Raw genomic sequence first — 25,490 nt, 5'->3', positions numbered from 1 at the left:
CGGATGGGGCAACACGGACGGTTCAGGCGCCAAGGCCCTGCAGGTGGGCCACGCTGCAGGCGCGCAGTGCCGCGAGGCTGTAGCCACCTTCGAGCATCGAGACCACGCGGCCATCGGCGTGGCGGGCGGCCAGGGTCGCCAGTTCGGCGCCGAGCCAGCGGTAGTCGTCGGCCTCCAGCGCCAGGTCTGCCAGCGGGTCGAGGCGATGGCCGTCGAAACCCGCCGACACCAGCAGCAGCTGCGGCCGGAAGCGGTCCAGCGCCGGCAGCAGGGCGCCTGACCAGGCCGCGCGGAAGGCCTCGCTGCCCGCGCCGGGCGCCAGCGGCGCGTTGGCGAGGTTGCCCACGCCGGTCTCGCTGGCCAGGCCGGTGTTCGGATACAGCGGCGACTGGTGCGAGCTCACGTACATCACCCGCGGCTCGCGCGCGAAGATGTCCTGGCTGCCGTTGCCGTGGTGCACGTCGAAGTCGGCGATGGCGACGCGCTGCAGGCCGTGCACATGCAGCGCATGCGCGGCGGCGACCGCGACGGCGTTGAACAGGCAGAAGCCCATCGCGGTGTCGCCCGTGGCGTGGTGGCCCGGGGGCCGCACGGCGCAGAAGGCGAGTCGTGCTTCGCCGCCGAGCACCGCGTCGACCGCCGCGATGCCGGCGCCGGCGGCGCGCAGTGCAGCTTCGGGCGAGTCGGCGGACAGCGCCGTGTCTTCGTCGAGGCGACGCGATCCCTGGAACGGCGTGTCGAGCACGTCCGCCACCAGGGCGGCGCTGTGCACCCGCAGCAGCGCATCGCGCGGCGCGCGCGGCGCATCGCGCCAGGGGTGGGTCGGGAAGGCGGCCCGCACCGCATGCAGCACCGCCTCCAGCCTGGCCGGGCACTCCGGATGGCCGGCGCCCGGGTCGTGCGCCAGGCAGGCGGAGTGGGTATAGAACAGCACGCCTAGCCCTTGCGGCGCTCGTGGTTCCAGAGCACCTCGCCGTGGCCGCTGGCGCGGGCCAGCACACGAGCGAGCACGAACAGCAGGTCCGACAGGCGGTTGAGGTAGCGGATCGCCTCGGGCCGCACCGCGTCATGGTGCGACAGCGTCACCGCCTCGCGTTCGGCGCGGCGGCAGATGGTGCGGGCCAGGTGGCAGTGCGCGGCAGCCAGGCCGCCGCCGGGCAGGATGAAATCCTTGAGCGGCGGCAGGTCGGCGTTGAAGCCGTCGAGTTGGTCCTCGAGCCGCTGGATGTCGGCGTCGAAGACGGCGGCATGGCCGGGAATGCACAGCTCGCCGCCGAGGTCGAACATCTGGTGCTGCACCGAGACCAGCACCGCGCGCACGTCCTCCGGGATGTCACATGCCAGCACCAGGCCGATCGCCGAATTGGCCTCGTCGACAGTGCCGTAGGCGGTGACGCGGGCGGAGTCCTTGGAGACCCGCGAACCGTCGCCCAGCCCGGTGCTGCCGTCGTCGCCGGTGCGGGTGTAGATCTTCGACAGGCGATTGCCCATCGGCGGTCAGCGCGCGGCGCGGTCCGTGGCGGCCGGCGCGTGTCGGGCCATCAGGGCGATCGCGACGTGCGCGACCGTGGCGACCGCGACATAGATGCCGGTGGTGCGCAGGTAGGGCAGGAACCAGTCGGCGTAGTTCTTGGCCCAGCCGGCGGCGGTCGGGTCGGCCACGCTGCTGCTGAGCCAGTAGAAGCCGCCCTGGGCGAAGAAGTGGCACAGCGCCACGCCGCCGAACACGCTCAGCACCAGCAGACCCAGGGCCTGGGGCTGCAGGCCGTGGTAGTGGCGGCGCAGCAGGCTGCCGGCTGCCCACAGGCTGAAGTGCGCCGGCAGCAGGAACCAGTAGCCCGGCGACACGCAGTAGTGGCTCCAGAAGTTCAGGCCGGCCTGCGTGATCACCACGTAGTCCACCGCCACGGCCAGCACCATCAGCGCCGGGAAGGCCCAGCGCGCGCTGCCGCGCAGGTAGAAGCCGGCGATGAAGAACACGGCCCAGGACGCATCGGGTACCGCGCCGAAGTGGTTCAGGCGGGTGGCGGCCATCACGGCGGCAAGCACCAGGAAGATGGTCAGGCGCGAGCGGTGGGTCAGGGTCATGGCATCCGGCTTCCGAAGGGCAGGCCGGCATTTTAGCGGAAGTGGGCGCGCTTGCGGGCCGGGCGTGGGCCGGACCCGGGGTGGGCGCGTATCATCGCGGCATGGCGCGTGACGACGGCTTCGACCACGACATCCTGATCCTCGGCGGTGGCCTGGTGGGCAGCGCCCTGGCCTGCGCCCTCGACGGCCGCGGCTGGCGCGTGGCCCAGGTCGAGGCCAGCGCACCGGCGCTGGGCGCGCCCGGCTTCGACGAGCGGAAACTCGCGCTGGCCCTGGCCAGCCTGAACGCGCTGCAGGCGCTGGACGTGCTGCCGCGCCTGGCCACGCCGCCGGCGCCGATCCGCCGCATCCACGTCAGCCGCGCCGGCGATTTCGGCAGCGTGCGTCTGGACGCCGCCGAACACGGCCGCGACGCCTTCGGCGGCGTGGTGCTGGCGCGCGAGCTGGGCCTGGCCCTGGAGTCGCGACTGGACGCCTGCGCCGGCCTGGTCCGCCACCGCCCGGCCCGCGTCACCGCCGTAGAGAGCGACGCCGACGGGCCGCGGGTCACGATCGAACAGGACGGCGCCACGCGCCGCCTGCGCACCCGCCTGCTGGTGGCCGCCGACGGCAGCCGGTCGCTGGCGCGGGCCGCGCACGGCATCGGCACGAGCGAGCACGACTATGGCCAGACCCTGGTGGTCTGCAGCCTGGCCACCGACCGCGCGCCCGATGGCACCGCCTACGAACGTTTCTCCGCGCAGGGCCCGGTGGCGCTGCTGCCGATGGCCGGCGGCCATTACGGCGCCATCTGCGGCGTCGCGCGCAGCGACGCCGAACGGGTGCTCGCGCTCCCCGACGCCGATTACGCGGCCTATTTCCAGCAGCGTTTCGGCTGGCGCGCCGGCCGCGTGCAGAGGGTCGGCGCACGCAGCGGCTATCCACTCGTGCGCATCCTCGCCGACGCCATCACCGCGCCGCGTCTGGTGGTGATGGGCAACGCCGCCCAGACCCTGCACCCGATCGGCGCCCAGGGCTTCAACCTCGGCCTGCGCGACGCGCTGTCGCTGGCCGAGACCCTGGTGGGTGAAGATCCCGGCGCACCGGTGCGGCTGGCGGCCTATGCCGCGATGCGCCACGAGGACCGCGAGCGCACCCTGGCCTTCAGCGACGGCCTGGCGCGCGCCACCGCCAACGACGGATTCCCGATGCACGTGCTGCGTTCGCTCGGCCTGCTCGCGCTCGGCCGGATGCCGGGTCTGGCCGATCCGCTGGTCGCCGGCGCAATGGGCTTCCGCGGCCGGGTGCCGATGCTGTCGCGGGGTGGAGCATGACCCGTCGCGTCGCCTTCGACCTGGTGGTGGTCGGTGCCGGTGTGGTCGGCAGCGCGGCGGCCCTGGCGGCCGCACGCGACGGCCTGCGCGTGGCCCTGGTCGAGGCGCAGGAGCCGACGCCCTGGCGCGCCGACGCGCCCGACCTGCGGGTTTATGCCTTCGCACCCGACAACGCCGCGCTGCTGGCCGACCTCGGCGTATGGCCGGCGGTGCTGGCCGCGCGCGCGCACGGCTACCGGCGCATGCGCGTCTGGGATGCCGCCGGTGGCGGCGAGCTGGCCTTCGATGCCGATGCGCTGGGCCGCGACGCGCTGGGCCATATCGTCGAGAACACCCTGCTGGTGGACCGGCTCTGGGCCGCCTGCGGGCGGGAACCCGGCCTGCAGCGGATCTGCCCGGCGCGCCTGGAGTCGATCGAACAGGACGACGAGGCGGTGACCGCGGTGCTGGCCGACGGGCAGCGCCTGCGCGCGCGACTGCTGCTGGGCGCCGACGGCGCCGCGTCGAAGGTGCGTTCGCTCGCCGGCCTGGACAGCGACCGCCACGACTACCACCAGCGCGGCCTGGTCGCCTACGTCGGCACCGAGCGGGCCCACGAGGACACCGCCTGGCAGCGCTTCCTGCCGAGCGGGCCGCTGGCCTTCCTGCCCTGCGCCGACGGCCGCTGCTCGATCGTCTGGACCCTGCCCGAAGACGCCGCCGCGCGCCTGCTGGCGGTGGACGAGGCGACGTTCCGGCGCGAACTCACCCGCGCCTTCGACGCGCGCCTGGGTGAGGTCACCACAGTGTCCGAACGTGTGGCCTTCCCGCTGCGGCGGCAGCTGGCGAAGGACTATGTCGCCGGCCGCGTGGCCCTGGCCGGCGATGCCGCCCACGTCGTGCATCCGCTGGCGGGGCAGGGCGTGAACCTGGGCCTGCGCGACGTCGGCGCCCTGCGCGCGGCCTGGCGCGACGCGGCGGACCGCGGCAACGATTTTGCGTCGCCGCACCGGCTGGCCCGCTGGGCGCGGGCGAGGCGCAGCGAAAATGCGCTCGCCGCCCACGCCTTCGAAACCATCAACCGTGCTTTCAGCAACGACGCGATGCTGCCGACCCTGCTGCGCGGCCACGCGCTCGGCCTGGCCGGCCGGCTGCCGCCGCTGACGCGCGCGCTCTGGAAACACGCCGCCGGGCTTTGAGGCAACGCACCGGGGCCGAAAACGGAAAAGGCCGGGCAAGCCCGGCCTTTTGTCTTCGCGCAAGCGCCGCGCTTACGCGGCTTCGGCCTGCGTCTTGCGCGGGCCGTCGCGCAGCGCGACCCGGATGCTGTCGATAACCAGGTCCACTTCCTCGCTGGTGACGTTGAAATGCGGGGTGAAGCGCAGCGAATTGGTGCCGCCGTGGATCACGCCGATGCCGTGCTCGCGCATGAACTCCTCGGTCGAGCCAGCGCCGTAGCATTTGAACGACGGATCGAGCTCGCAGGAGAACAGCAGGCCGGTGCCCTGGATCTTGGTGATCAGGCCGCCGCCCAGTTCGTCGCGCAGCTTCGCCAGCTTGTCCAGGAATTCCTGGCCGCGCTCGCGGATGTTCTTGCGCAACGCCGGCGTCAGCTGGCCCAGCACGGTCGAGGCGATGTCGAGCGCGCGCGGGTTGGCGGTCATGGTGTTGCCGTACACGCCCTTGCGGTACAGGCCGGCGGCGCGCTCGTTCACGGCGAGCACGCTGAGCGGGTACTGGCCGCCGTTGAGCGCCTTGGAATAGGTCTCCAGGTCCGGGGCTTCCTGGCCCTCGAAGCCCGGGTAGTCGACGATCGACAGCACGCCGTGGGCGCGCAGGCCGGCCTGGATCGAGTCCACCAGCAGCAGGGCGCCGTGCGCCTTGGTCAGTTCGCGCGCGGCGGCATAGAACTCCGGCGGCACGGCGCGGCCCGGGTCGCCTTCGCCCATCACCGGCTCCAGGAACATCGCCTCGATGAACCAGCCGTTGGCGTCGGCGGCCGCGAACGCGGCGCGCAGCTGCTCGATCGAATACGGCTCGACGGTGATCAGGCTGTCCTCGCCGCGGAAGCTGGCCAGGTGCTGGAGATAGGTCTTTCGGCTGGAGTCCGAATACAGGGCCGGACGCTCGGTGCGGCCGTGGAAGGCGCCCTTCACCGCCAGGCGCTTGATCACGCGGCCGGCGTGGCGCGCGCCCGGTTCGGTCTGCAGCTTGGCGTTGACGTCGGCGATGCGGCCGGCCAGCGACACCGACTCGGAGCCGGAGTTGAGGCACATGAAGCGGACGTAAGGGCAGCCGCCGCGGCTGTGGCCGATCTCGGCGCGCAGCGCGCGCACGACGCGCAGCTGCGACAGCGAGGGCGTCATCACATTGGCCAGCACCTGCGGCCTGGCCATGGTCGCGATGATCGCTTCCGGCGTGTGGCCGAAGCCGAGCATGCCGTAGCCGCCGGAGTCGTGCAGCACGGCGCCCTTGAGCGTCACCACCCAGGGGCCGCGCGCGGCGAGGGCGACGTAAGGGTTCACGGCATCGTCGGAATAGAAGTTGACGAAGCCCGCCTGCACGGCCTCGATCTGCGCCTGCTCGTCGAGGTCGAGCAGGTCGGCGAATTCGCCGCGGATCGCGGCGTACTGTTCGGCGGCGGCCTGCACGGCGGCCGCGAGTTCCGGGAACTTCGCCGCGAGGCGGAGCACGGTGGCGTCATCGAGGCCGCGGGTGCGGACGGCGCCGGCGTGTTTGCGCAGCGGGGCGAGGGTGTCGAGCAGGCTCATGGCGGTCTCCGGACCCGGAGATGGGGCGCCAGGAGGCGCCCGTTTGCCGAGTCTTGCGTTGAAAATCAAATACTTGGCGGCGATGTTACCACTGCACTCCAGGCGGCGTAACCCCCAGGTGTTTGAAATCCGGGCGGGTATGACAGCTGTCAGACGCAAGTGCTGACGGCCGCTACTGGGGACGGCCCCGGCCTGTGCGGGACAGTGGCCGCACCCCAGGAGGTGCCCGATGAATGCCAGTCTGTCCCCCGTCCGTCCCCTTGCCGCACTGCGCGGCGCCCGCAAGCGCTACGGCGCGCTGACCGCGCTCGACGGCATCGACCTCGCCGTCCTGCCCGGCGAGGTGCTGGCCGTGCTGGGCGCCAACGGCGCCGGCAAGACCACCGCCCTGGGCCTGCTGACCGGCCGGCTGAGCCCGGACGAGGGCGAGGTCGAACTTTTCGGCTCCGACCCGCGCGACCCGGCCGTGCGCCGCGGCATCGGCGTGATGCTGCAGGACGGCGGCCTGGCCGACACCGTGCGCGTGGCCGAACACGTGCGCCTGTTCTCGAGCTACTACGCCGACCCGCGCCCGCTGGCGGAAACCCTGGCCCTGGCCGGCCTGGAGGACCTGGCGCGCCGGCCCTACGCCGAACTCTCGGGCGGCCAGCAGCGCCGCGTGCAGTTCGCGCTGGCGATCTGCGGCCGGCCGCCGCTGCTGTTCGTGGACGAACCCACGGTGGGCCTGGACGTCGAGTCGCGCCGCAACTTCTGGTCGGTGCTGCGCCGCCTGCGCCACGAGGGCACCGCGATCGTGCTGACCACCCACTACCTGGAAGAGGCCGACGCGCTCGCCGATCGCGTCGTGCTGCTGGGCCGCGGCCGCGTGCTGGCGCAGGACACGCCGGCCGGGTTGAAGGCGCGCGCCGCCGGCAAGCGCGTGCGCGCCCGCAGCGCGCTGTCCGCGGCCGAGATCGCCCGCTGGCCGGGCGTGTCGCGGGTGCAGTCGGACGACGGCCGCCTGGACGTCACCGCCGCCGACGTCGAAGGCCTGCTGCGCCGCTGGCTGGCCGCCGACGCCGGCCTGGCCGAACTCGAGGTGCGCCCGCTCAACCTCGAAGAGGCCTTCCTGTCCCTGACCGCCGCTTCCACCGACGAGGTGACCGCATGAACACCGCCCTGCATCCCGCGCTGGCCCGCCTGGGCCGCCCCTCCGCGCTGCGCATCCACGCGCTCGAAGCCTGGTTCGAGTTCCTGCGCGTGCTGCGCACGCCGGCCTTCGCGCTGCCGACCCTGAGTTTCCCGCTGGTGTTCTACGTGGTGTTCGCGCTGTTGGTGCCCGGGTCCTGGGGCAACCTGCACAAGGCGTCCTATCTGTTCGCCACCTATTCGGCCTTCGGCGTGATCGGCCCGGCACTGTTCGGCTTCGGCGTCGGCCTGGCGCTGGAGCGGCAGCAGGGCTTGCTGGAACTCAAGCGCGTGTCGCCGATGCCGACCTCGGCGTATTTCCTCGCCAAAATCGCCATGAGCCTGGCCTTCGGCCTGGCCGTGGTGGCGATGCTGTCGGTCGCGGCGATCGGCTTCGGCGGCGTTCAGATCGGCGCGCTCGACTGGCTGCGCCTGGTCGGCGTGCTGATGCTGGGCACGCTGCCGTTCTGCGCGATCGGCCTGTGGATCGGCACCCTGGTGAAGGGGCAGGCGGCGGTGGCGATCGTCAACCTGGTCTACCTGCCGATGGCCCTGCTCAGCGGCCTGTGGCTGCCGCTGTTCGTGTTCCCGGCCTTCCTGCAGAAGATGGCGGTGGTCTGGCCGTCGTGGCACCTGGGCCAGATGGCGCTGGGCGTGGTCGGGCAGGTGGCGGAGGTGCGCTACGGCCTGCATGCCGCCGTGCTGCTGGCGACCACCGCGCTGTTCCTGTCGCTGGCCGCGCTGCGGCTGCGCAAGGAGTGAAGGCATGAAGCTGCTGAAGATCGGCGCGGCCGCCAGCGCCGTCGCCCTGGCGGGCCTGCTGTGGACGATGGCCCCGGAACCGGCGGCGACCGCGCCGGCGCGCCCGGACCCGACGCGCTTCGTGATCCGCGACGTGCGCGTGTTCGATGGCGAAACCTTCGTCGAGCGCGCGACGGTGCGGGTGCGGAACGGCCTGATCGAAGCGGTGGGCGCGGACGTCGCGGCGCCCGCCGGCTGGGAGGTGGTCGAAGGCGGTGGCCGTACCCTGCTACCCGGCCTCATCGACGCGCACGTGCACACCTGGGGCGAGGCGCGCCGCGACGCGCTGCGTTTCGGCGTCACCACCCAGCTCGACATGTTCAGCGACCATCGCCAGCTGGCGGTGGCGAAGGCCGAACGCGCGGACCTGTCCCGCGGCGACCAGGCCGACCTGTGGTCGGCCGGCACGCTAGCCACCGCCGAAGGCGGCCACGGCACGCAGTTCGGGCTCGCCGTGCCGACCCTGGCGACGCCGGCGGAGGCGCCGGCCTGGGTGGCCGCGCGCCAGGCCGAAGGCTCGGACTTCATCAAGATCGTGCGCGAGGACCTGCACGTCTACACCGACGCCCGCCGCCTGCCGACGCTGGATGCGGCGACGTCCGCGGCGGTGATCTCGGCGGCGCACGCCGCCGGGCTGCGCGCCGTGGTGCACGCTTCGGCCCAGGACGCGGCGCGCGAATCGCTGCGCGACGGCGCCGACGGCCTGGTGCACGTGTTCCAGGACCAGCCCGCCGACGAGGACGTCGTGGCGCTGGCGAAAGCGCGCGGCGCCTTCGTCGTGCCCACGCTCACCGTGATCGCCGGCTTCTCCGGCGAGCGCAGCGCGCTGGCCGACGATCCGCGGCTCGCGGCGTGGCTGAGCGCCGGGCAGCGCGAAACGCTGGCGGGACGCATGCACGAAGGCGCCGCCAACCCGGTGATGCTCGCGAACGCGGTCGAAAGCGTGCGCCGTCTGCACGCGGCCGGCGTGGTGGTGTTGGCCGGCACGGACGCGCCGAACCCGAACACCGCGCACGGCGTTTCCCTGCACGAGGAAATCGCCCGGCTCGCCGACGCCGGCCTGGGCGTCGAGGCCGCGCTGGCTGCCGCCACGTCGGCGCCGGCCCGCGCCTTCGGCCTGGCCGACCGCGGCCGCATCGCGCCCGGCCTGCGCGCCGACCTGGTGCTCGTCGAAGGCGATCCGCGCCAGGACATCCGCGCCACCCGCGCCATCGCCACGATCTGGAAAAACGGCCATCGCGTCGATCGCCGCGTCGAGCCCACGGCCACGCCGGTGTTGGAGCCGGGCCCGATCAGCCACTTCGACGGCGAGGCCATCGACGGCCGGGTCGGCAGCGGCTGGGTCCCGACCAGCGACCAGATGGCGGGCGGCCGCTCCCAGGCCCGCATCGACCGCGTCGCCGGCGGCGCCGACGGCAGCGCCGGCGCGCTGCGCGTCAGCGGCAACGTGCAAGCGGGCGGCACCCAGGTGTGGGCCGGCGCCTTCTACAACCCGGGCGAGCAGATGATGCAGGCGTTGGACGTCGGGCCCGGCCGTGAACTGGTGCTGCGCGTGCGCGGCGACGGCCGCGAGCTGAGCGTGATGCTGTTCTCCGGCGCGCAGGGCGGGGCGCCCGCGGTTCGGCGCGTGCCGACCGGCCCGGCCTGGCGCGAGCACCGGCTGGCGCTGGACGGTTTCGCCGGCGCCGACCCGTCGCAGCTGCGCGCGTTCGCGATCACCACGGACGGCCCGGCCGGCGCCTTCGAATTCGACCTCGACCAGGTCGAAATCCGCTAAGGTCGCGCCCTATGGAAACACCGGCCGCCCTCGTCGAAAGCAAACCCCGGCCGCGGGACGACATCCACGAGAACCCGTGGCTGACCCTGCTGTACCTGGCCTTCGTGTTCGTGCCGCTGGTGTTCTACCCCGGCGCCACCGGCTGGCCGCTGGGGGCCAGCCTGCTGGCGATCCTCCTCTTCCTTCCGCTGCACTTCCGGTTCTACCGGGTCGCGGCGCCGGAAAGGCCGCTGCTGGTGTTCGCGGTCGCCCTGATCGGCTATGCCCTGGTGCCGTTCAACGCCGGCGGCCAGACCTTCCTGGTCTACGCCTGCGCCATGGCCGGCTGGAGTTTCCGACCGCGGCTGGCCACGGCGGTCGCGGCGCTGATGATGAGCCTGCTGGTCGCGGAGTTTTTCCTCGTGATGCCGACGCTGCGGCTGGCCCTCGCCTGGACCGGCATGGCGGTGCTGGTGTCGGCGATGGTGTTCACCGGCACGCTGTTCTCGCGGCACAAGGCCCGGCGCGACGCCGAACTGCGCCTGACCCAGGACGAAGTCGGCCGCCTGGCCGCGATGGCCGAACGCGAGCGCATCGGCCGCGACCTGCACGATCTGCTCGGGCACACGCTGTCGCTGGTGGCGATCAAGAGCGAGCTCGCCGGCCGGCTGGTGGACCGCGACCCGGCCGCCGCCAAAGCCCAGATCGGCGAAGTCGAAACCGTCGCGCGCCAGGCCCTGGCCCAGGTGCGCGAGGCCGTGGTCGGCATCCGCGCCACCGGCCTGCAGGCCGAACTCGCGGCGGCGCGCTTGGCCCTGCTGTCGGCGGAAATCCGCCTCGACCAGCGGCTCGAACCGCTGGCGCTGTCGGCCGCGGCCGAACCGGTGCTGGCGATGGCACTGCGCGAGGCCGTCACCAACGTGCTGCGCCACGCCGGCGCCACGCGCGTGGAGGTGGAGCTGTCGCGGCGCGGCGCGGCCCTGTGCCTGGCCATCAGCGACGACGGCCGCGGCGGCGCCGCGACGCCCGGCAATGGCCTGCTGGGCATGCGGGAGCGGCTGGCGGCGGTGGGCGGCACGCTGGACATCGACAGCCCGCCCGGCGCCGGCACCCGACTGTTGCTGAAGCTTCCGGCCGCCGCGATCGAAGGGCCGGCGCCATGATCCGCCTGGTGCTGGCCGAGGACCAGGCGATGGTGCGCGGCGCGCTGGCCGCGCTGCTGCGCCTGGAAACGGACCTCGAGGTCGTGGCCGAGGCCGGCGACGGCGAGGCAGCCTGGCGCGCGGTGAACGAGCACCGCCCCGACCTGCTGGTCACCGACATCGAGATGCCCGCGCTCACCGGCCTGGACCTGGCGCTGAAGGTGCAGGAATCCGGACTGGCGACGCGTGTGGTCATCCTCACCACGTTCGCGCGCGCCGGCTATCTGCGCCGCGCGCTCGACGCCGGCGTGCGCGGCTATCTGCTCAAGGACGCGCCCTCGGCGCAGTTGGCGCAGGCGCTGCGCCAGGTGCAGGCCGGCGGCCGGGCGATCGATCCGCAGTTGGCCGTCGCCGCCTGGGGCGAGGACGATCCGCTCACCGAGCGCGAGCGTCAGGTGCTGCGTCTGGCCGGCGAGGGCGTCAAGAGCGCCGAGATCGCCGAGCGTCTGCATCTGTCGCAGGGCACGGTGCGCAACTATCTTTCCGAAGCCATCGGCAAGCTGGGCGCCGCCAACCGCATCGAGGCCTATCGCACGGCGCGCGCCAAGGGCTGGCTCTAACCCTCCGCGCTTGCGCGTCGCGCAAGAAGATCAAGTTCTCGCGGGCGATTGATCTGGCGTGCGCCGCCGCAGACAGTGGGGTATGGCTGCCCGGTCGCGCGCGAGCGTCATCCATGACCAGCTTACGACCGGCCGTTGCGGGCTTCCTGCCCTCCACTTCAGCCATACCCCCCTGTCTACGTCGTCGCCACGACTCGGTATCGCGAGCCGTTGGGATAAGCGCGTGCCCCCAGAGGGCGCGGAAGCTCGCAGATTGGATGGAATCGGCTTCGAGGACAGATCCGGGCGAGCCGCAAGTCGAAGGCGAAATTGCCGAAGGCTTCGCTAAAGCGAGCGTCTCCAATTCGATATCCCGGCCCGGATGGTCCGCGGGCCGTCGTGCGTGAGGGCTTTTTCCGGGGCTTCGAAAACATGGACGTTTTCGAAGAGCCTCCATGGATGGATTCACGGCGTCCCCGGAAAAAGACCTCACGTACGGCGGCCTATCGCCAGGAACGATCCCGGCACCAGGAACTACCCCGAAGCTCAATACGACGCGAAAAACTCAACCGCGGGCAGCGAGCCCCGCGAGCCGCGCCGCGTGGAAAGCTTCGCGGAACTGCTCGAAGCGGCCGGCGTCGATGGCGGCGCGGATGTCGCGCATCAGCTGCTGGTAGTGGTGCAGGTTGTGGATGGTGGCCAGCATCGAGGCCAGGATCTCGTTGCAGCGATCCAGATGGCGCAGATAGGAGCGCGTGTAGCCGCTGGTGCAGGTGTAACAGGTGCAGCCTTCCTCGATCGGACGCAGGTCCTTCTCGTACTGCGCGTTGCGGATGCGCACCTGCCCGCCGCGGACGAAATAGTGCCCGTTGCGCGCATTGCGCGTGGGCATCACACAGTCGAACATGTCGATGCCGCGTGCGACCGCCTCCACGATGTCCTCGGGCTTGCCCACGCCCATCAGATAACGCGGCTGGTCTTCCGGCAGCAGCGGCACCAGCGCGTCGAGCGTGGCGTCGCGTTCCTCGGGCGGCTCGCCCACGGCCAGGCCGCCGACCGCGTAGCCGTCGAAACCGATCGCCTTCAGGCCCTCGGCCGAACGCGCCCGCAGGTCGATGTGGGTGCCGCCCTGGACGATGCCGAACAGCGCCGCGTCGTTGCCCTCGTGCGCGCGCTTGCTGCGCTCGGCCCAGCGCAGGCTGAGCTCCATCGAGATCCGTGCGACTTTTTCGGTGGCGGGGTAAGGCGTGCACTCGTCGAAGATCATCACGACGTCCGAGTCCAGCGAACGCTGGACCTGCATGCTGACCTCAGGGGAGAGGAACACCTTGCTGCCGTCGGTCGGCGAGGCGAAGGTCACGCCCTCTTCGGTGATCTTGCGGCGCTTGGCCAGCGACCAGACCTGGAAGCCGCCGGAATCCGTCAGGATGGGTCCGTCCCACTTGCAGAAGCCGTGCAGCCCGCCGTGCAGGTCGATCACCTCCATGCCCGGCCGCAGCCAAAGGTGGAAGGTGTTGCCCAGGATGATCTCGGCGCCGATGGCGCGCAGCGATTCCGGCAGCATCGCCTTCACCGTGCCGTACGTGCCGACCGGCATGAAGGCCGGCGTTTCCACCGTGCCGCGCGGGAAATGCAGGCGGCCGCGACGGGCGGTGCCGTCCTGGCCGAGTTTCTCGAATCGCATCCGGCTCACGGCGCGGCCTCCGGGTAGAGCAGCATGGCGTCGCCGTAGCTGAAGAATCGGTACTTCTCCCGGACCGCGTGCGCGTAGGCGGCCAGGATGCGCTCGCGGCCGGCGAAGGCCGACACCAGCATCATCAGGGTGCTCTCGGGCAGGTGGAAGTTGGTCACCATCGCGTCCACGCTGCGGATGCGGTAGCCGGGGAAGATGAAGATGCGGGTGTCGCCGGCAAAGGGGCGGACCTCGCCGTCGCGCAGCGCCGATTCCAGCGCGCGCACCACGGTGGTGCCGACCGCGACGACGCGGCCGCCGGCGGCGCGGGTCTGGGCGATCTGCTGGCACAGTTCCGCGCCGACGTTCAGCCACTCGCTGTGCATCACGTGGTCCTGCACGGTTTCGGCGCGCATCGGCTGGAAGGTGCCGGCGCCGACGTGCAGGGTGACGTGCCCGAAACGCACGCCGCGCGCCTGCAGTTCCGCCAGCAGCGACTGGTCGAAGTGCAGGCCGGCGGTGGGCGCGGCCACCGCGCCGGTGTGGCGGGCGAACAGCGTCTGGTAGCGCTCCAGGTCCTCGGCGCCGGGCTCGCGCTGGATGTAGGGCGGCAGCGGCAGCCGGCCGGCGCGCAGCAGCAGCTTCTCCAGCGGCTCGTCGGTGTCGAAGCGCAGGCGGTAGAACTCGCCCTCGCGGCCGAGCACGGTCAGCGCCGTGCCCTCGTCCAGGGTGATGCGGCCGCCGGCCTTGGGCGACTTGCTGGCGCCGACCTGGGCCAGCACCTCGTGGCCGCCCAGCAGGCGCTCGAGCAGGATCTCGACCCGGCCACCGCTGTCCTTGGTCCCGTGCAGCCGGGCCGGGATGACCCGGGTGTCGTTGAACACCAGCAGGTCGCCGGGCTGCAGGTAGTCGCCCAGGTCCTTCACCTGGCGGTCTTCGTAGGGCGGGGCCTGGGGGCCGACCACGAGCAGGCGGCTGGCCGAGCGTTCGGCCAGGGGCTCCTGGGCGATCAGCTCGGGCGGCAGCTCGTAGTGGAAGTCGGACTTCTTCAAGGCGCGGGCCGGGCGAATGGGGGCGGCATTATCCCAGAATCGCCGGACCGGCCGGCCGTGGCCCGGATCGGCTGTGGCATACTTGCGCGCTTGATTCCCTAGCGAGACGCCAAGTCCATGTCCCTGCTCGATATTCTGATTTCCCCCGCGGCCGCCCAGGCCGCCGGCCAGGCCGCCCCGAGCCCGCTGCCCAGCTTCCTGCTGATGGGCGCCGTCTTCATCGGCATGTACTTCCTGATGATCCGTCCGCAGATGAAGCGCGCCAAGGAACACCGCGAGCTGGTGTCCAAGCTGCAGAAGGGCGACGAAGTGATCACCAGCGGCGGCATCGCCGGCCGCATCGACGGCCTGGACGAGAACTTCGTCAGCGTCGAAGTCGCCGACAAGGTCAGCATCAAGATCCAGCGCGGCGCGGTCACCGCGGTCCTGCCCAAGGGCACGTTGAAGTCCGCCTGAGCCGTCCCCATCCGATCCACCCACGGCCCTGATCGGGCCGCCACCGGTTGTCGCCCATGCTTCAGTACTCCACCTGGAAATACGTCGTCGCCGCGCTGGTGATCGCGCTGTCCCTGTTCTACTCGCTGCCCAACATCTACCCGCAGGATCCCGCGGTGCAGGTCGCGGCCAACCGCGGCAACGTGGTGGACGACTCGCTGGTGCTGCGCGTGCGCGGCGCGCTCGAGGCAGCCAAGGTCCCGGTCAAGTCGGTGGCGATCGAGAAGGGCAACGTGGTCGTGCGCACGACCAACCCCGACCACCAGACCGCCGCCGCCGACCAGCTGCGCGGCTCGCTGGGCACCGGCTACACGGTGGCGCTGAACCTGGCCTCGACGGTGCCCGAATGGCTCGGCAGCTTCGGCGCCCGGCCCATGTCGATGGGCCTGGACCTGCAGGGCGGCGTCAACTTCCTGCTCGAGGTGGACCAGAAGGCGGCGATCGAGAAGCGCAGCAACGCCTTCGCCGACGAGATCTCCACGGTGCTGCGCGACGGCAAGTTCGCCTACACCAGCGTCGCCCGCGCGCCCGAAGGCGTGCAGGTCGAGATCAAGAACGCCTCCGACATGGCCGCCGTGCGCGCCGCCATCACCCGCGAGGCGCCCGAGCTGGAGCTGGTGGCCGACCCGGGCCAGCCGACCCGCCTGCTGGCGCGCATCACGCCGACCGTGATCAAGGAGATCATGGACGGCGCGATCGAGCAGAACCGCACCACGCTCGACAACCGCATCAACAGCCTGGGCGTGGGCGAGCAGGTGATCCAGCGCCAGGGCGACAGCCGCATCGTCGTGCTGCTGCCGGGCGTGCAGGACACCGCCGAGGCCCGCAAGCTGATCGGCGCGACCGCCACGCTCGAATACCGCCACGTCATCGACTACGGCAGCAAGGCGGTCGAGGCGGCGAACACCGGCGTCGTGCCGCCCAACGCCCGACTGTACCGCACCCGCGACATCGGTCCGGACGGCAAGCCGCGCCCGATCCTGCTCTCGCGCCGCATCATCGTCTCCGGCGACCAGCTGGTGAATGCGACCTCGCTGCTCGATCCGCAGTCCGGCACGCCGACGGTGTCGATCGAACTCAACCGCCTCGGCGGCGACCGCATGCAGGCGCACACCCGCGAAAACGTCGGCCAGCTGATGGCGGCGGTCTACATCGAGACGATCCCGGAAGTGAAGATCGTCGACGGCAAGGAAGTGCGCACTTCGCGCGTGAGCGAGGAGGTGATCAACGCCGCGACCCTGCAGGGCGTGTTCGGCCGCAACTTCCAGACCACCGGCCTCGACAGCATGGAAGAGGCCAGCGACATGGCCCGGCTGCTGCGCGCCGGTTCGCTGGCGGCGCCGATGGTGATCATCGAAGAGCGCATCATCGGCCCGAGCCTGGGTGCCGAGAACGTCGAGCGCGGCCTGACCGCCGTGTTCTGGTCCTTCGCCTTCGTGCTGGCCTTCTTCCTGGTCTATTACAAGATGTTCGGCATCGTCACCAACCTGGCGCTGCTGCTGAACCTGTTGATGGTGATCGCCGTGATGTCCGTCGTTGGCGCTACGCTGACGCTGCCCGGCCTGGCCGGCATCGCCCTGACCGTAGGCATGTCGGTGGACGCCAACGTGCTGATCAATGAGCGAATCCGCGAAGAGCTGCGCAACGGCAACACCCCGCTGGCCAGCATCGCCAACGGCTACGACAAGGCCTCCGGCACCATTGCCGACGCCAACGTCACGGCGCTGCTGGCGGGCATCGCGATGGCGGTGTTCGGCTCGGGCCCGATCCGCGGCTTCGGCATCACGCTGATCATCGGCATCCTGACCTCGATGTACACCGCGGTCTCGGTCTCGCGAGGCATCGCCACCCTGATCTACGGCAAGCGCAAGAAGCTCGCCAAGGTCTCGATCTAACCGTTTTCCAGGAGGCGACGTGGAACTCTTCCCGTCCAACAGCAAGATCAACTTCATGAAGATCCGGGTCGCGGCCCTGGTCGTGTTCGCGGCGCTGTCCGTGGCCGCGATCGGCGCGCTCGCCGCCAAGGGCTTCAACTACGCGCTCGACTTCACCGGCGGCACCGTGGTCGAGGTCGAGTTCCAGAAGCCGATCGACGTCGAGGGCGTGCGTTCGCGCCTGAACGCGGCCGGCTACGAGAGCCCGATCGTGCAGACCTTCGGCTCGGGCACCGACATCGTCATCCGGCTGCAGCCGCCGGAAGTCGATGAAAGCGCCGGCCCGGTCGAGGCCACGCCCAGCGAGCAGACCGGCACCGCGATCCTGCAGGCCGCCCAGACCCCGGACAACCCGGGCCGGGTGCTGCGCAGCGACTTCGTCGGCCCGCAGATCGGCGGCGAGCTGGCGCTCAACGGCATGTACGCGGCGATCTTCGTCGCGATCGGCTTCCTGGCCTACATCGCCATCCGCTTCGAGTACAAGTTCGCGATCGCGGCCGTGGCCTCGACGCTCGGCGACATCCTGCTGGTCTGCGGCTGGTTCGCGATCAGCCAGCACGAGTTCGACCTGACGGTGCTGGCCGGCATCCTGTCGGTGATGGGTTTCTCGATCAACGACAAGATCGTGGTGTTCGACCGCGTGCGCGAGAACTTCCGCCTGCTCAGCAAGCTCGAGCCCAAGGAAGTGCTGAACCGTTCGGTCAACCAGACGCTTTCGCGCACCATCATCACGTCCTTCGTGGCCTTCCTGACGGTGCTGGCGCTGTATCTGTACGGCGGCCAGTCGCTGCAGGGCATGGCGCTGTCGCAGATGATCGGCATCGTGATCGGCACGGTCTCGTCGATCCTGGTCGCCTGCCCGCTGCTCCTGGCGCTGGGCGTCACCAAGCAGGACCTGATGCCCAAGGCCCGCGACGACCTCGAGGCAGAACTGGCGCGCCGGCCGTAACGCTTCGCCACCGCTTCATGCAAAGGGCCCGCTTCGGCGGGCCCTTTCTTTTTGCGCGTACCGATCTGGCGCCGTCGGCACCGGAGAGCTGGAGGTCTCTTTCTGCTCAGTGAAGCCTCATTTCGCAGAAAGAGACCTCCAGCTCTCCGGCACCGCCGGTTCGACCAACGCGGTTTCGGGAAGGGAGTTCCTGGGTGGCATCGGCGGTTTGCTTGCGCGTGCGGTGGGCGGGCTTCCGCATGCAAGATCTTTCCTGCGCCACATGTCGGTCAAGCGGGAGCGCGCTAAAGATCGGAGCAGGGCGGCCTATCGTGGGGCGCGTTCCCCTGAACGCGTCCGGTGCCATTTCGGCAAGCTTGCGAAGAGTGCTCGCCGCTGCGCGGCGAACAGCAACGGCAACGGCAACGGCAGGATAGTCCCCGGCCCCGGCCCTTGCTTTGGTTCTGCTTCTTGTCGGGGCTCTGCGCCGCGCAGCGGCGGGCACTCCTGGCCAGTGTGCGGCAATGGCACCGGACGCGTTCAGGGGAACGCGCCCCACGGGAGGCGCGCCGTCGACAAGGGACGCATGCGCCTTAGCCAACGACAAGGCGCAGGAAAGATCCCGCACGCGGAAGCCCGCCAGGCCTACGCGCAAGCAGGGCGCCGATGCCCTCAGGAACTCCAGTCAGCAACCCGGACGATCCGCACCGGCAGTGCCGGAGGAGCGAGGCCCTCTTTCTGCGAAATGAGGCTTCACTGAGCAGAAAGAGGGCCTCGCTCCTCCGGTGCTGCCGGCGCCAGCCCCTCAAGCCGCGAGCAAGAAAAAGCCGCCCAGAAGGCGGCTTTTCCGGAAGCGGGAAGAAAAGCAGGTCAGACCGAGAAGGCCGCCGCGTAGTTGGACGAGACGATCGCCTTCTGCAGCGAATCGCTGATCTTGAGGTTGCCGGCCACGATCTGGCCCGACATCAGCAGCTTGTCGCTGCCGCCCCGGAAATCGCAGACCCGGCCACCGGCCTCGCGCACCAGCAGCAGGCCGGCGGCGATGTCCCAGGGCTTCACCCCGGCCTCGAAATAGGCGTCGGCCCGGCCACAGGCCACATAGGCCAGGTCCAGCGCCGCCGAACCCGTGCGCCGGATGTCCTCGGCCTCGAGCAGCAGCTTGTTGATGCACTCCAGCTGCGCCGGCACCCGCGCCCGCTCGCGCGGCGGGAAACCGGTGATCAGCAGCGCACCGCCGAGGTCCTTGCGCTCGGCCACCCGGATCTTCTTGTCGTTGAGCACCGCACCGGCCCCGCGCGAGGCGGTGAACAGCTCGTTGCGCAGCGGATCGAAGATCACCCCGTGGATCGGCTCGCCGCCCTCGCACAGCGCGATCGACACGCAGAAATGCGGCAGCCCGCGCAGGAAGTTCGAGGTGCCGTCCAGCGGGTCGATGACGAAGGTGTAGCGGCCCGTGCCCATGGCGCCCGATTCCTCGCCGAGGATGGCGTAGTCGGGGAAGGCGCGGCGCAGCTCGCGTATGATCTCCGCCTCGGCCTGGGAATCGACCTCGCTGGCGTAGTCCTGCTTCGACTTCTCGAAGACGTTCAGGGCGTCGAGCTTGCCCATGTGCCGCAGGATCAGGTTGCCGGCCGAACGGGCCGCCTTGACCATGACGTTGACGACAGGTTTTTGCATGGATCCCGTCCGATGACCGCTGGATTGTGTGAAGAACAAGGGGCCGGTCGAGCCGGCGCGGCGCAAAGGATAGCAGGTTGGCCCGAGCCGGGCCTCTAGAACCCCATGAATACCCTTCCGAACCTGCGAATCGTCCTGGTCGGCACCCAGCACCCGGGCAACATCGGCTCGGCGGCCCGGGCCATGAAGACCATGGGCCTGTCGGCCCTGCACCTGGTCGCGCCCGAGCGATTTCCCGACCCCGAGGCCAATACCCTGGCCGCTGGCGCCGACGACCTGCTGGCCGGGGCGGCCGTGCATGCCGACCTGGATGCGGCCCTGGCCGGATGCACCTACGTCCTGGGCACCAGCGCCCGCCGCCGGCACGTGCCCCTGCCCGAGCTGAGTCCGCAGGAGGCCGCCCGCCAGCTGGTCGAGGCCGCCGGCCGCGGCCCGGTGGCCCTGCTGTTCGGGCGCGAGCGCACCGGCCTGGAGAACGAAGAGCTGCAGCGCTGCCATGCCTCGGTGGGCATCCCGACCAACCCGGACTTCAGTTCGCTCAACCTGGCGGCCGCGGTGCAGGTCCTGGCCTACGAGCTGCGCCTGGCCCTGCTGGCCGCTGCCGAAGGCGCGCTGCCGTCGGGCCGGCCGATGCCGGCCCCGGAGCAGGAGCCGCCGGCCACCGCCGACGAACTGGAGCGCTTCTTCGGCCACATGCGCCTGACCCTGGACGAGATCGACTTCCACAAGGGCCGGCCGCCCGAGATGGTGATGGCCCGCCTGCGCCGCCTGTACCTGCGGGCCGGGCTGGACAGCCGCGAGGTGAAGATCCTGCGCGGCATCCTGTCCGAGGCCCAGCGCATGGCCCGCCTGGCCCGCGACCGCCGAACCTAGGCCGCACGGCGGAGCCTAGCGCCGCCGGGGCAGGGCGCATACAGTAGGCCGGCCCGATCCAAGCCGCCTCCGAGCCTTCTGTGACGTCAACGTTTCCCAGCGCAGTTCCCGGCGGTTTGCGACGTCTGAGTTTCCTCCTGCTTTTCCTGGCCGCCGGACTGGCCCAGGCCGCCGACGGCGTGCTGGTGCTGGGCCGCATCAGCGACGACCCGCGCCGCCACTACGAACAGCTGCAGCCGCTGCTGGACTACGTGGTGCCGCGCATGAAGTCGGTGGGCATCACCGAGGGCCGCGTGCTGATGGCGCGCGACCCCCAGCAGATGATGAGCTACCTGCGCCGCGGCAAGGTCGACTGGGTCACCGAGACCCCGGGTACCGGCCTGCTGCTGGCCGACCGCGCCGGCGCCCGCCCGCTGCTGCTGACCGAACGCAGCGGCGCCCGCGAGTACCGCAGCGTCATCTTCACGCGGCGCGACAGCGGCATCACCAGTCTGGCCCAGCTGCAGGGCAAGACCATCGCCTTCCAGTCGCCGTCCTCGACCAGCGCCTACCTGGTGCCGGCCATGGCCTTGCGCGAACAGGGCCTGGCGATGAGCCTGATGGTGTCGCCGCTGGAGGGCGCCGATGCCGGCAGTGTCGGCTATGTTTTCGCCAACACCGATGCCAACCTCGCCGCCTGGGTGCACAAGAAGCTGGTGGATGCCGGCGGCTTCAGCGACCAGGACTGGGCCTCGCTGCAGCGCGTGTCGGAAGCCTTCCGCCGCGACCTGGTCATCATCCACACCACCGAACCGGTGCCGCGCGCGATGGAAGTGGTCAGCGGCGGCATGCCGCCCGCGGTCGCCGAGCGCCTCAAGCAGGTGCTGCTGGGCGCCAGTGCCGATCCGCAGGCGCGCGACGCGCTGCGGCAGTTCTTCCGCACCACCGGCTTCTACGAAGTCGATGCCGGCACCCAGGCCCGTCTGGACCAGCTGCGCCGCGGTGCCCGCGACGTGCGCGAGGCCCTGGAGTGAGGCTGCCGTTCCGGCTGGGTCTGCGCGGAGAGCTGCTGCTGCTGGTGGCGGCGGTGCTGGTGGTGGTGATCGCACTGTTCGCGGCCCTGTGGTGGCACGAAAAGCGCAGCAACGCCGACGTGCGCGAACTCAGCGCCAGCGCCATGCGCGAGCTCGCGCGCGAGGGCCTGCTCAGCCGCGGCCAGACCCTGTCGAGCCAGCTGGCCGACGCCGCCACCAATCCGCTGTACTACCTCGACCTGGCCAAGCTGGGCGAACTCGCGCGGGCCACGCTGCGCCAGCCCGACGTGGTGTACGTCGTCATCCACGACGCCAACGGCCAGGTCGTGCACGACGGCTCCGGCGACATCCCGGCCTTCGGCCAGCCCATGTCCGATCCGATGGCCTACGAGGCGCTCAACGCCCAGGGCGTGCACGGGCAGTGGAGCGACAAGCTGCTCGACGTCGCCAGCCCGATCCGCATCGGCGAGGAGCGCATCGGCGGCGTGCGCGTCGGCCTGTCGCGCGACAACGCCAACCGCCGCGAGATAGAGATGCTCGGCCCGCTCGGCGACCGCCTGCAGGCCGCCAGCAACGAGCACCTGGCCTGGCTGATGGCGCTGCTGGTCGCGCTGATCGGCATCGCGGTCGCGGCGATGGTGCTGCTGCAGCGGCGCATCGTCCAGCCGATCGCCGGCCTGGCGGTGGCGGCCGCGCGCATCGAGCAGGGCCGCTACGCCGACGTGAAGCTGCATTCGGACCGCCAGGACGAGATCGGCGAACTGGTGCGTGCGTTCTCGCGCATGAGCGAGTCGGTGGCGCGCCACGACCGCGACATCCGCCGCATGGCCTACACCGATTCGCTCACCGGCCTGTCCAACCGCCTGGCCTTCCGCGAGGCCCTGGACGAGCGCCTGATGACCCTGCAGGCCAGCAGCGGCGAGCTGGCCCTGCTGTTCGTCGACCTCGACGACTTCAAGCGCGTCAACGACACGCTCGGCCACGAGGCCGGCGACGAGGTGCTGGGCCAGCTGTCGATGCGCATCCGCATGGCGGTCGAACGCCTGGGCGGCCTGGGCACCGAGATCGCACGTTTCGGCGGCGACGAGTTCATCGTGCTGTTCATGGCCGAGGACATCCGCACCAGCTCCGGCCGCCTGGCCGAATCGCTGATCGAGGAGATCCAGCGGCCGCTGGTGCTGCGCGGGCGCCAGGTGTTCCTGGGCGCGTCGGTCGGCATCACCCTGTTCCCATTCGACGCCGCCAGCGCCGGCCAGCTGCTCAAGAACGCCGACATCGCGATGTACCAGGCCAAGGTCGCCGGCAAGGGCTGCTACCGCTTCTATTCCAAGGCCATGGACCAGGCGGTCGAACGCCGCGTGCAGCTGGAGGAAGAGCTGCGCGGCGCCTGGGACCGCGGCGAACTGAGCCTGCACTACCAGCCGATCTACCGCCTGGCCGACGGCCGCCTGATGGGCGCCGAGGCGCTGTGCCGCTGGAACCACCCGCGCCTGGGCGTGGTGCCGCCGTCGGTCTTCATCGAAGTGGCCGAGCAGAGCGGCCTGATCGAATCGCTGGGCCGGCACGTGCTGGTGCAGGCCTGCAAGGACGCCGCGAGCTGGACGCCGCCGGGCGGCGAACGCCCCTTCGTGTCGGTGAACATCTCGCCTCGCCAGCTGCGTACCGGCGACCTGCCGGACGTCGTGGCCAGCGCGCTCGCCGCCACCGGCGTGCTGCCGCAGCAGCTGCATCTGGAGCTGACCGAAACCGCCGTGCTCGGCGACGAGGTCCAGGCCAGCGCCCTGCTGTCGCGCCTGCGCGCGACCGGCGTGAAGGTGTGGCTGGACGATTTCGGCACCGGCTTCTCGGGCCTGAGCCACCTGCGCCGTGTGCCGGTGGACGGCGTCAAGATCGACCGCAGCTTCGTCGCCGACGTGCTGCGCGATCCCGACGACCTGGCGCTCACCTCGGCCATCATCGCGATGGCGCATTCGCTGGGCATCACCGTGGTCGCCGAGGGCATCGAGGCCGAGGGCCAGTACGCGGTGCTGCGCGAACGCGGCTGCGACCAGGGCCAGGGCTTCTGGCTGGGCCGGCCGATGGTCGCTGCCGACATCCAGCGCAGCTTCCGCGAGATCAACTGACCGGGGCGGTCAGCTGAAGAGTTTCGCCACCCAGGCGGCGATCTGGCCGGAGAACAGCGCCATGGTCGCGATCTCGGCCACGCCCAGCACCCAGGCGATCGCCATCAGGCGGCCATCGCGTTCGATCAGCGCGATCGCATAGGCCAGCAGGATCAGGCCGAAGGGGTAGTTGGTCGCCGGCAGCGGCAGCGCCAGCAGGGCCCCCAGCACCACCAGCAGTCCGCCGGTGAAGGTGCGCGCAACCGGGTGGTCGATCAGGGTTTCGGTGCGCGGGCGGCTGACCTTCTCGATCCAGCCCAGCAGGCGCTGGGTGCGGTTGCGGAACTTGGTGACGCCGTCGCGCGAGAGCTCGCGCCGGGCGATGAATTTCGGCACCCAGGGGTGGTCCATCTGCGCCAGCAGCTGCAGGCCGATCAGGCTCACCAGCGGACCGCTGATCGCACCGGCGCCGATCGGCAGCGGCACGAAAGCCGGCAGCACCGACACCAGAAGGAAGACACCGTAGGCGCGCTCGCGGAACTGGTCGAGCAGACCACCCAGCGTCAGCGCCTCGCCGCCCGCACCCTCGGCCAGGGTGTCGAGCAGGGCGCGTGTGCTGATCTCTGGGCTCATGGGCGGGCAGTCTGGAAGGCGATGCCTTTATCCGCCCTAAACCCCGTCGTCGGCCAGCGGGTCGGGCAGGCGGGCGATCAGCAGCTTGTCGATGCGGGCACCGTCGAGGTCCACGACCTCGAGCCGCCAGCCCTGCCAGTCGAAGTGCTCGCCCGCGTGCGGGATGCGGCCGAAGCGCGCGATCACCAGGCCGGCGGCGGTGTGGAAGTCGTGTTCCTCTTCGCCGGGCAGGGTGTTGAGCGAGAGCAGCTCGCGCAGCTCCTCGCTCGACAGGCGGCCATCGACCAGGAAGGAACCGTCGGCGCGGGTCACCACCAGGGCCTCGGTCTCGCTGGCCTCGCTGGCCTGGACGCGGCCGAGCACGGCGTCGAGCAGGTCGTTGGCCGAGACCATGCCCTGGATGTCGCCGTATTCGTCGACCACCAGCGCCAGGGTCTGCTGTTCCTCGCGGAAGATCTCCAGGAGTTTCAGCGCATGCGTGGATTCGGACACGAACAGGGCCGGGCGCAGTTCCCGGAACAGGTCGGGCCGCGTGGTGCCGGCGCTGCAGATCAGGCCGGTGAGCGACTTGACCTCGAGCACGCCCAGCACCTCGGCGTCGCTGCCGCGGTAGACCGGATAGCGCGCATAGGGCGTCTCGCGCATGGTCGCCAGGTTCTCCTCGACGCCGGCGGCGGCGTCGAGCCAGACGATGCGCGTGCGCGGCGTCATCAGCCCGGCGCTGCTGCGGTCGCCCAGGCGCAGCACGCGGTTGATCATGTTGCGTTCGTCGGCGTCGATCACACCCTGCTCGTGGCTCTCGGCCACCAGCAGGCGGATCTCCTCTTCCGTCACCTGGTTGTCGTTGCCGCGGTTGAGGCCGAGCAGGCGCATCAGGGTGCGGGTGCTCAGCGAAAGAAGGTAGACGAAGGGCGTGGTTATCCACGAGATGGCGTTCATCGGCATCGCCACCACGCTGGCGATCCGCTCGGGCGCCAGCAGGGCGATGCGCTTGGGCACCAGCTCGCCGATGATGATGCTGAAGTAGGTGATCAGGGTGACCGCGACGCCGGTGCCGATGCCCTGGGTCCACTTGTCGTCCAGGCCCAGCGGCGCGATCAGCTCGGCCACCCGGTTGCCCAGGCTTTCGCCGCCGAACACGCCGGTGAGGATGCCGATCGAGGTGATGCCGACCTGCACGGTCGAGAGGAAACGCTCGGGGTGCTCGGCCAGCTCCAGCGCGGTCTTGGCGCGGCGGCTTTCCTGGGCCATCTGCCGCAGCTTGGGCTTGCGCGAGGTGACCACGGACATCTCCGACAGGGCGAAGAAGCCGTTGCAGAGAATCAACAGCAGGACCAGGGCGAGTTCTAGGGTCATGGGCCGCCGGGCGGGCCGGCAAAGTCTTCCGAATCGGGGGTGGGGCGAGCCGGCACTATGCCACAGGCCGGCCGGGCGGCCGGCCGGGGCCAACACCCGGCAGCGCGCCCCGGCGGGATTTTTGCGCGGTTCCGAGCCG

22 protein-coding genes are annotated in these 25,490 nt (G+C 70.9%); 13 read left to right on the top strand and 9 right to left on the bottom strand.

Features of this window, described 5'->3' with window-relative positions:
* Positions 1–22: 22 nt before the first annotated feature.
* Genes E1B00_RS06010 through E1B00_RS06000 form a run of 3 tightly spaced genes read right to left on the bottom strand, consistent with a single transcriptional unit; the run spans position 23 to position 2,082 of the window.
* A complete protein-coding gene (locus tag E1B00_RS06010) occupies positions 23–934 on the bottom strand; it encodes a histone deacetylase family protein (RefSeq protein ID WP_139446614.1) in 912 nt (303 codons plus the stop codon).
* A gap of 2 nt (positions 935–936) precedes the next feature.
* The gene (locus E1B00_RS06005) at positions 937–1,491 is read right to left on the bottom strand and encodes a cob(I)yrinic acid a,c-diamide adenosyltransferase (protein WP_139446612.1); all 555 of its coding nucleotides are present in this window, start codon (positions 1,489–1,491) and stop codon (positions 937–939) included.
* A 6-nt stretch (positions 1,492–1,497) separates the two neighbouring features.
* Entirely contained in the window at positions 1,498–2,082 is a 585-nt protein-coding gene (locus E1B00_RS06000) for a hypothetical protein (RefSeq protein ID WP_139447748.1), read from the bottom strand.
* 107 nt (positions 2,083–2,189) lie between these two features.
* Here E1B00_RS06000 and ubiH point away from each other — a divergent pair, with 107 nt between their 5' ends.
* The gene (gene ubiH, locus E1B00_RS05995) at positions 2,190–3,401 is read left to right on the top strand and encodes a 2-octaprenyl-6-methoxyphenyl hydroxylase (protein WP_139446610.1); all 1,212 of its coding nucleotides are present in this window, start codon (positions 2,190–2,192) and stop codon (positions 3,399–3,401) included.
* Positions 3,398–4,579: an FAD-dependent oxidoreductase gene (locus tag E1B00_RS05990; RefSeq protein ID WP_139446609.1), complete on the top strand. Its 1,182-nt coding sequence runs from the start codon at positions 3,398–3,400 to the stop codon at positions 4,577–4,579. The genes ubiH and E1B00_RS05990 overlap by 4 nt, the downstream gene beginning before the upstream one ends.
* Before the next feature lie 72 nt (positions 4,580–4,651).
* On the opposite strand, the gene E1B00_RS05985 is transcribed toward E1B00_RS05990, so the two are convergent.
* Positions 4,652–6,151, bottom strand: a complete 1,500-nt coding sequence (locus E1B00_RS05985; protein ID WP_139446607.1) for an aminotransferase class III-fold pyridoxal phosphate-dependent enzyme — start codon at positions 6,149–6,151, stop codon at positions 4,652–4,654.
* Positions 6,152–6,380: 229 nt separating this feature from the next.
* Here E1B00_RS05985 and E1B00_RS05980 point away from each other — a divergent pair, with 229 nt between their 5' ends.
* The 5 genes from E1B00_RS05980 to E1B00_RS05960 are packed head-to-tail and all read left to right on the top strand — an operon-like array spanning position 6,381 to position 11,637.
* A complete protein-coding gene (locus E1B00_RS05980) occupies positions 6,381–7,301 on the top strand; it encodes an ABC transporter ATP-binding protein (RefSeq protein ID WP_139446605.1) in 921 nt (306 codons plus the stop codon).
* Positions 7,298–8,080 carry an ABC transporter permease gene (locus E1B00_RS05975; protein WP_139446603.1) on the top strand — a complete coding sequence of 261 codons (783 nt, stop codon included), beginning with the start codon at positions 7,298–7,300 and terminating at the stop codon, positions 8,078–8,080. Before E1B00_RS05980 ends, E1B00_RS05975 begins: the two co-directional genes overlap by 4 nt.
* A 4-nt stretch (positions 8,081–8,084) precedes the next feature.
* Complete coding sequence (locus tag E1B00_RS05970) at positions 8,085–9,896, top strand: amidohydrolase family protein (protein WP_139446601.1); 1,812 nt, start codon at positions 8,085–8,087, stop codon at positions 9,894–9,896.
* Between the two features lie 11 nt (positions 9,897–9,907).
* Positions 9,908–11,038 (top strand): sensor histidine kinase, encoded by a 1,131-nt coding sequence (locus E1B00_RS05965; protein ID WP_139446599.1) that lies wholly within the window; start codon positions 9,908–9,910, stop codon positions 11,036–11,038.
* Positions 11,035–11,637 (top strand): response regulator transcription factor, encoded by a 603-nt coding sequence (locus E1B00_RS05960; RefSeq protein ID WP_139446597.1) that lies wholly within the window; start codon positions 11,035–11,037, stop codon positions 11,635–11,637. Before E1B00_RS05965 ends, E1B00_RS05960 begins: the two co-directional genes overlap by 4 nt.
* A gap of 544 nt (positions 11,638–12,181) precedes the next feature.
* Here E1B00_RS05960 and tgt read toward each other — a convergent pair.
* Both tgt and queA read right to left on the bottom strand, forming a co-directional pair.
* A complete protein-coding gene (gene tgt / locus E1B00_RS05955) occupies positions 12,182–13,300 on the bottom strand; it encodes a tRNA guanosine(34) transglycosylase Tgt (RefSeq protein WP_425456470.1) in 1,119 nt (372 codons plus the stop codon).
* A 5-nt stretch (positions 13,301–13,305) separates the two neighbouring features.
* Positions 13,306–14,340 (bottom strand): tRNA preQ1(34) S-adenosylmethionine ribosyltransferase-isomerase QueA, encoded by a 1,035-nt coding sequence (gene queA, locus E1B00_RS05950; RefSeq protein WP_139446593.1) that lies wholly within the window; start codon positions 14,338–14,340, stop codon positions 13,306–13,308.
* A gap of 117 nt (positions 14,341–14,457) precedes the next feature.
* Here queA and yajC point away from each other — a divergent pair, with 117 nt between their 5' ends.
* Genes yajC through secF form a run of 3 tightly spaced genes read left to right on the top strand, consistent with a single transcriptional unit; the run spans position 14,458 to position 17,718 of the window.
* The gene (gene yajC / locus E1B00_RS05945) at positions 14,458–14,796 is read left to right on the top strand and encodes a preprotein translocase subunit YajC (RefSeq protein ID WP_139446591.1); all 339 of its coding nucleotides are present in this window, start codon (positions 14,458–14,460) and stop codon (positions 14,794–14,796) included.
* A 56-nt stretch (positions 14,797–14,852) separates the two neighbouring features.
* Entirely contained in the window at positions 14,853–16,730 is a 1,878-nt protein-coding gene (gene secD / locus E1B00_RS05940) for a protein translocase subunit SecD (protein WP_139446589.1), read from the top strand.
* A gap of 55 nt (positions 16,731–16,785) precedes the next feature.
* A complete protein-coding gene (secF, locus tag E1B00_RS05935) occupies positions 16,786–17,718 on the top strand; it encodes a protein translocase subunit SecF (RefSeq protein ID WP_139447746.1) in 933 nt (310 codons plus the stop codon).
* Between the two features lie 849 nt (positions 17,719–18,567).
* On the opposite strand, the gene E1B00_RS05930 is transcribed toward secF, so the two are convergent.
* Positions 18,568–19,374, bottom strand: a complete 807-nt coding sequence (locus E1B00_RS05930) for an inositol monophosphatase family protein (RefSeq protein WP_139446588.1) — start codon at positions 19,372–19,374, stop codon at positions 18,568–18,570.
* 105 nt (positions 19,375–19,479) lie between these two features.
* Here E1B00_RS05930 and E1B00_RS05925 point away from each other — a divergent pair, with 105 nt between their 5' ends.
* The 3 genes from E1B00_RS05925 (at position 19,480) to E1B00_RS05915 (ending at position 23,383) form a co-directional block, all read left to right on the top strand.
* Entirely contained in the window at positions 19,480–20,247 is a 768-nt protein-coding gene (locus E1B00_RS05925; protein ID WP_139446586.1) for an RNA methyltransferase, read from the top strand.
* A 116-nt stretch (positions 20,248–20,363) separates the two neighbouring features.
* Positions 20,364–21,260: a phosphate/phosphite/phosphonate ABC transporter substrate-binding protein gene (locus tag E1B00_RS05920; RefSeq protein ID WP_425456448.1), complete on the top strand. Its 897-nt coding sequence runs from the start codon at positions 20,364–20,366 to the stop codon at positions 21,258–21,260.
* Positions 21,257–23,383, top strand: a complete 2,127-nt coding sequence (locus E1B00_RS05915; protein WP_342774264.1) for a putative bifunctional diguanylate cyclase/phosphodiesterase — start codon at positions 21,257–21,259, stop codon at positions 23,381–23,383. Before E1B00_RS05920 ends, E1B00_RS05915 begins: the two co-directional genes overlap by 4 nt.
* Positions 23,384–23,392: 9 nt before the next feature.
* On the opposite strand, the gene E1B00_RS05910 is transcribed toward E1B00_RS05915, so the two are convergent.
* Both E1B00_RS05910 and E1B00_RS05905 read right to left on the bottom strand, forming a co-directional pair.
* Positions 23,393–23,995: an exopolysaccharide biosynthesis protein gene (locus E1B00_RS05910; RefSeq protein WP_139446584.1), complete on the bottom strand. Its 603-nt coding sequence runs from the start codon at positions 23,993–23,995 to the stop codon at positions 23,393–23,395.
* 36 nt (positions 23,996–24,031) lie between these two features.
* Complete coding sequence (locus E1B00_RS05905; RefSeq protein WP_139446582.1) at positions 24,032–25,351, bottom strand: hemolysin family protein; 1,320 nt, start codon at positions 25,349–25,351, stop codon at positions 24,032–24,034.
* Between the last annotated feature and the right edge of the window lie 139 nt (positions 25,352–25,490).

Origin of the sequence: Arenimonas terrae (assembly GCF_006265115.1) — a bacterium.
Lineage (GTDB): Bacteria > Pseudomonadota > Gammaproteobacteria > Xanthomonadales > Xanthomonadaceae > Arenimonas > Arenimonas terrae.
This window is presented reverse-complemented; position numbering and strand designations above follow the sequence as displayed.

Excerpts from the sequence above, each read along its gene's own strand:
- E1B00_RS06005 (WP_139446612.1), bottom strand. The coding sequence starts at position 1,491 with ATGGGCAATCGCCTGTCGAAGATCTACACCCGCACCGGCGACGACGGC.
- ubiH (WP_139446610.1), top strand. The coding sequence starts at position 2,190 with ATGGCGCGTGACGACGGCTTCGACCACGACATCCTGATCCTCGGCGGT.
- E1B00_RS05990 (WP_139446609.1), top strand. The coding sequence starts at position 3,398 with ATGACCCGTCGCGTCGCCTTCGACCTGGTGGTGGTCGGTGCCGGTGTG.
- E1B00_RS05985 (WP_139446607.1), bottom strand. The coding sequence starts at position 6,151 with ATGAGCCTGCTCGACACCCTCGCCCCGCTGCGCAAACACGCCGGCGCC.
- E1B00_RS05980 (WP_139446605.1), top strand. The coding sequence starts at position 6,381 with ATGAATGCCAGTCTGTCCCCCGTCCGTCCCCTTGCCGCACTGCGCGGC.
- E1B00_RS05975 (WP_139446603.1), top strand. The coding sequence starts at position 7,298 with ATGAACACCGCCCTGCATCCCGCGCTGGCCCGCCTGGGCCGCCCCTCC.
- E1B00_RS05970 (WP_139446601.1), top strand. The coding sequence starts at position 8,085 with ATGAAGCTGCTGAAGATCGGCGCGGCCGCCAGCGCCGTCGCCCTGGCG.
- E1B00_RS05965 (WP_139446599.1), top strand. The coding sequence starts at position 9,908 with ATGGAAACACCGGCCGCCCTCGTCGAAAGCAAACCCCGGCCGCGGGAC.
- E1B00_RS05960 (WP_139446597.1), top strand. The coding sequence starts at position 11,035 with ATGATCCGCCTGGTGCTGGCCGAGGACCAGGCGATGGTGCGCGGCGCG.
- tgt (WP_425456470.1), bottom strand. The coding sequence starts at position 13,300 with ATGCGATTCGAGAAACTCGGCCAGGACGGCACCGCCCGTCGCGGCCGC.
- yajC (WP_139446591.1), top strand. The coding sequence starts at position 14,458 with ATGTCCCTGCTCGATATTCTGATTTCCCCCGCGGCCGCCCAGGCCGCC.
- secD (WP_139446589.1), top strand. The coding sequence starts at position 14,853 with ATGCTTCAGTACTCCACCTGGAAATACGTCGTCGCCGCGCTGGTGATC.
- secF (WP_139447746.1), top strand. The coding sequence starts at position 16,786 with ATGAAGATCCGGGTCGCGGCCCTGGTCGTGTTCGCGGCGCTGTCCGTG.
- E1B00_RS05930 (WP_139446588.1), bottom strand. The coding sequence starts at position 19,374 with ATGCAAAAACCTGTCGTCAACGTCATGGTCAAGGCGGCCCGTTCGGCC.
- E1B00_RS05925 (WP_139446586.1), top strand. The coding sequence starts at position 19,480 with ATGAATACCCTTCCGAACCTGCGAATCGTCCTGGTCGGCACCCAGCAC.
- E1B00_RS05910 (WP_139446584.1), bottom strand. The coding sequence starts at position 23,995 with ATGAGCCCAGAGATCAGCACACGCGCCCTGCTCGACACCCTGGCCGAG.
- E1B00_RS05905 (WP_139446582.1), bottom strand. The coding sequence starts at position 25,351 with ATGACCCTAGAACTCGCCCTGGTCCTGCTGTTGATTCTCTGCAACGGC.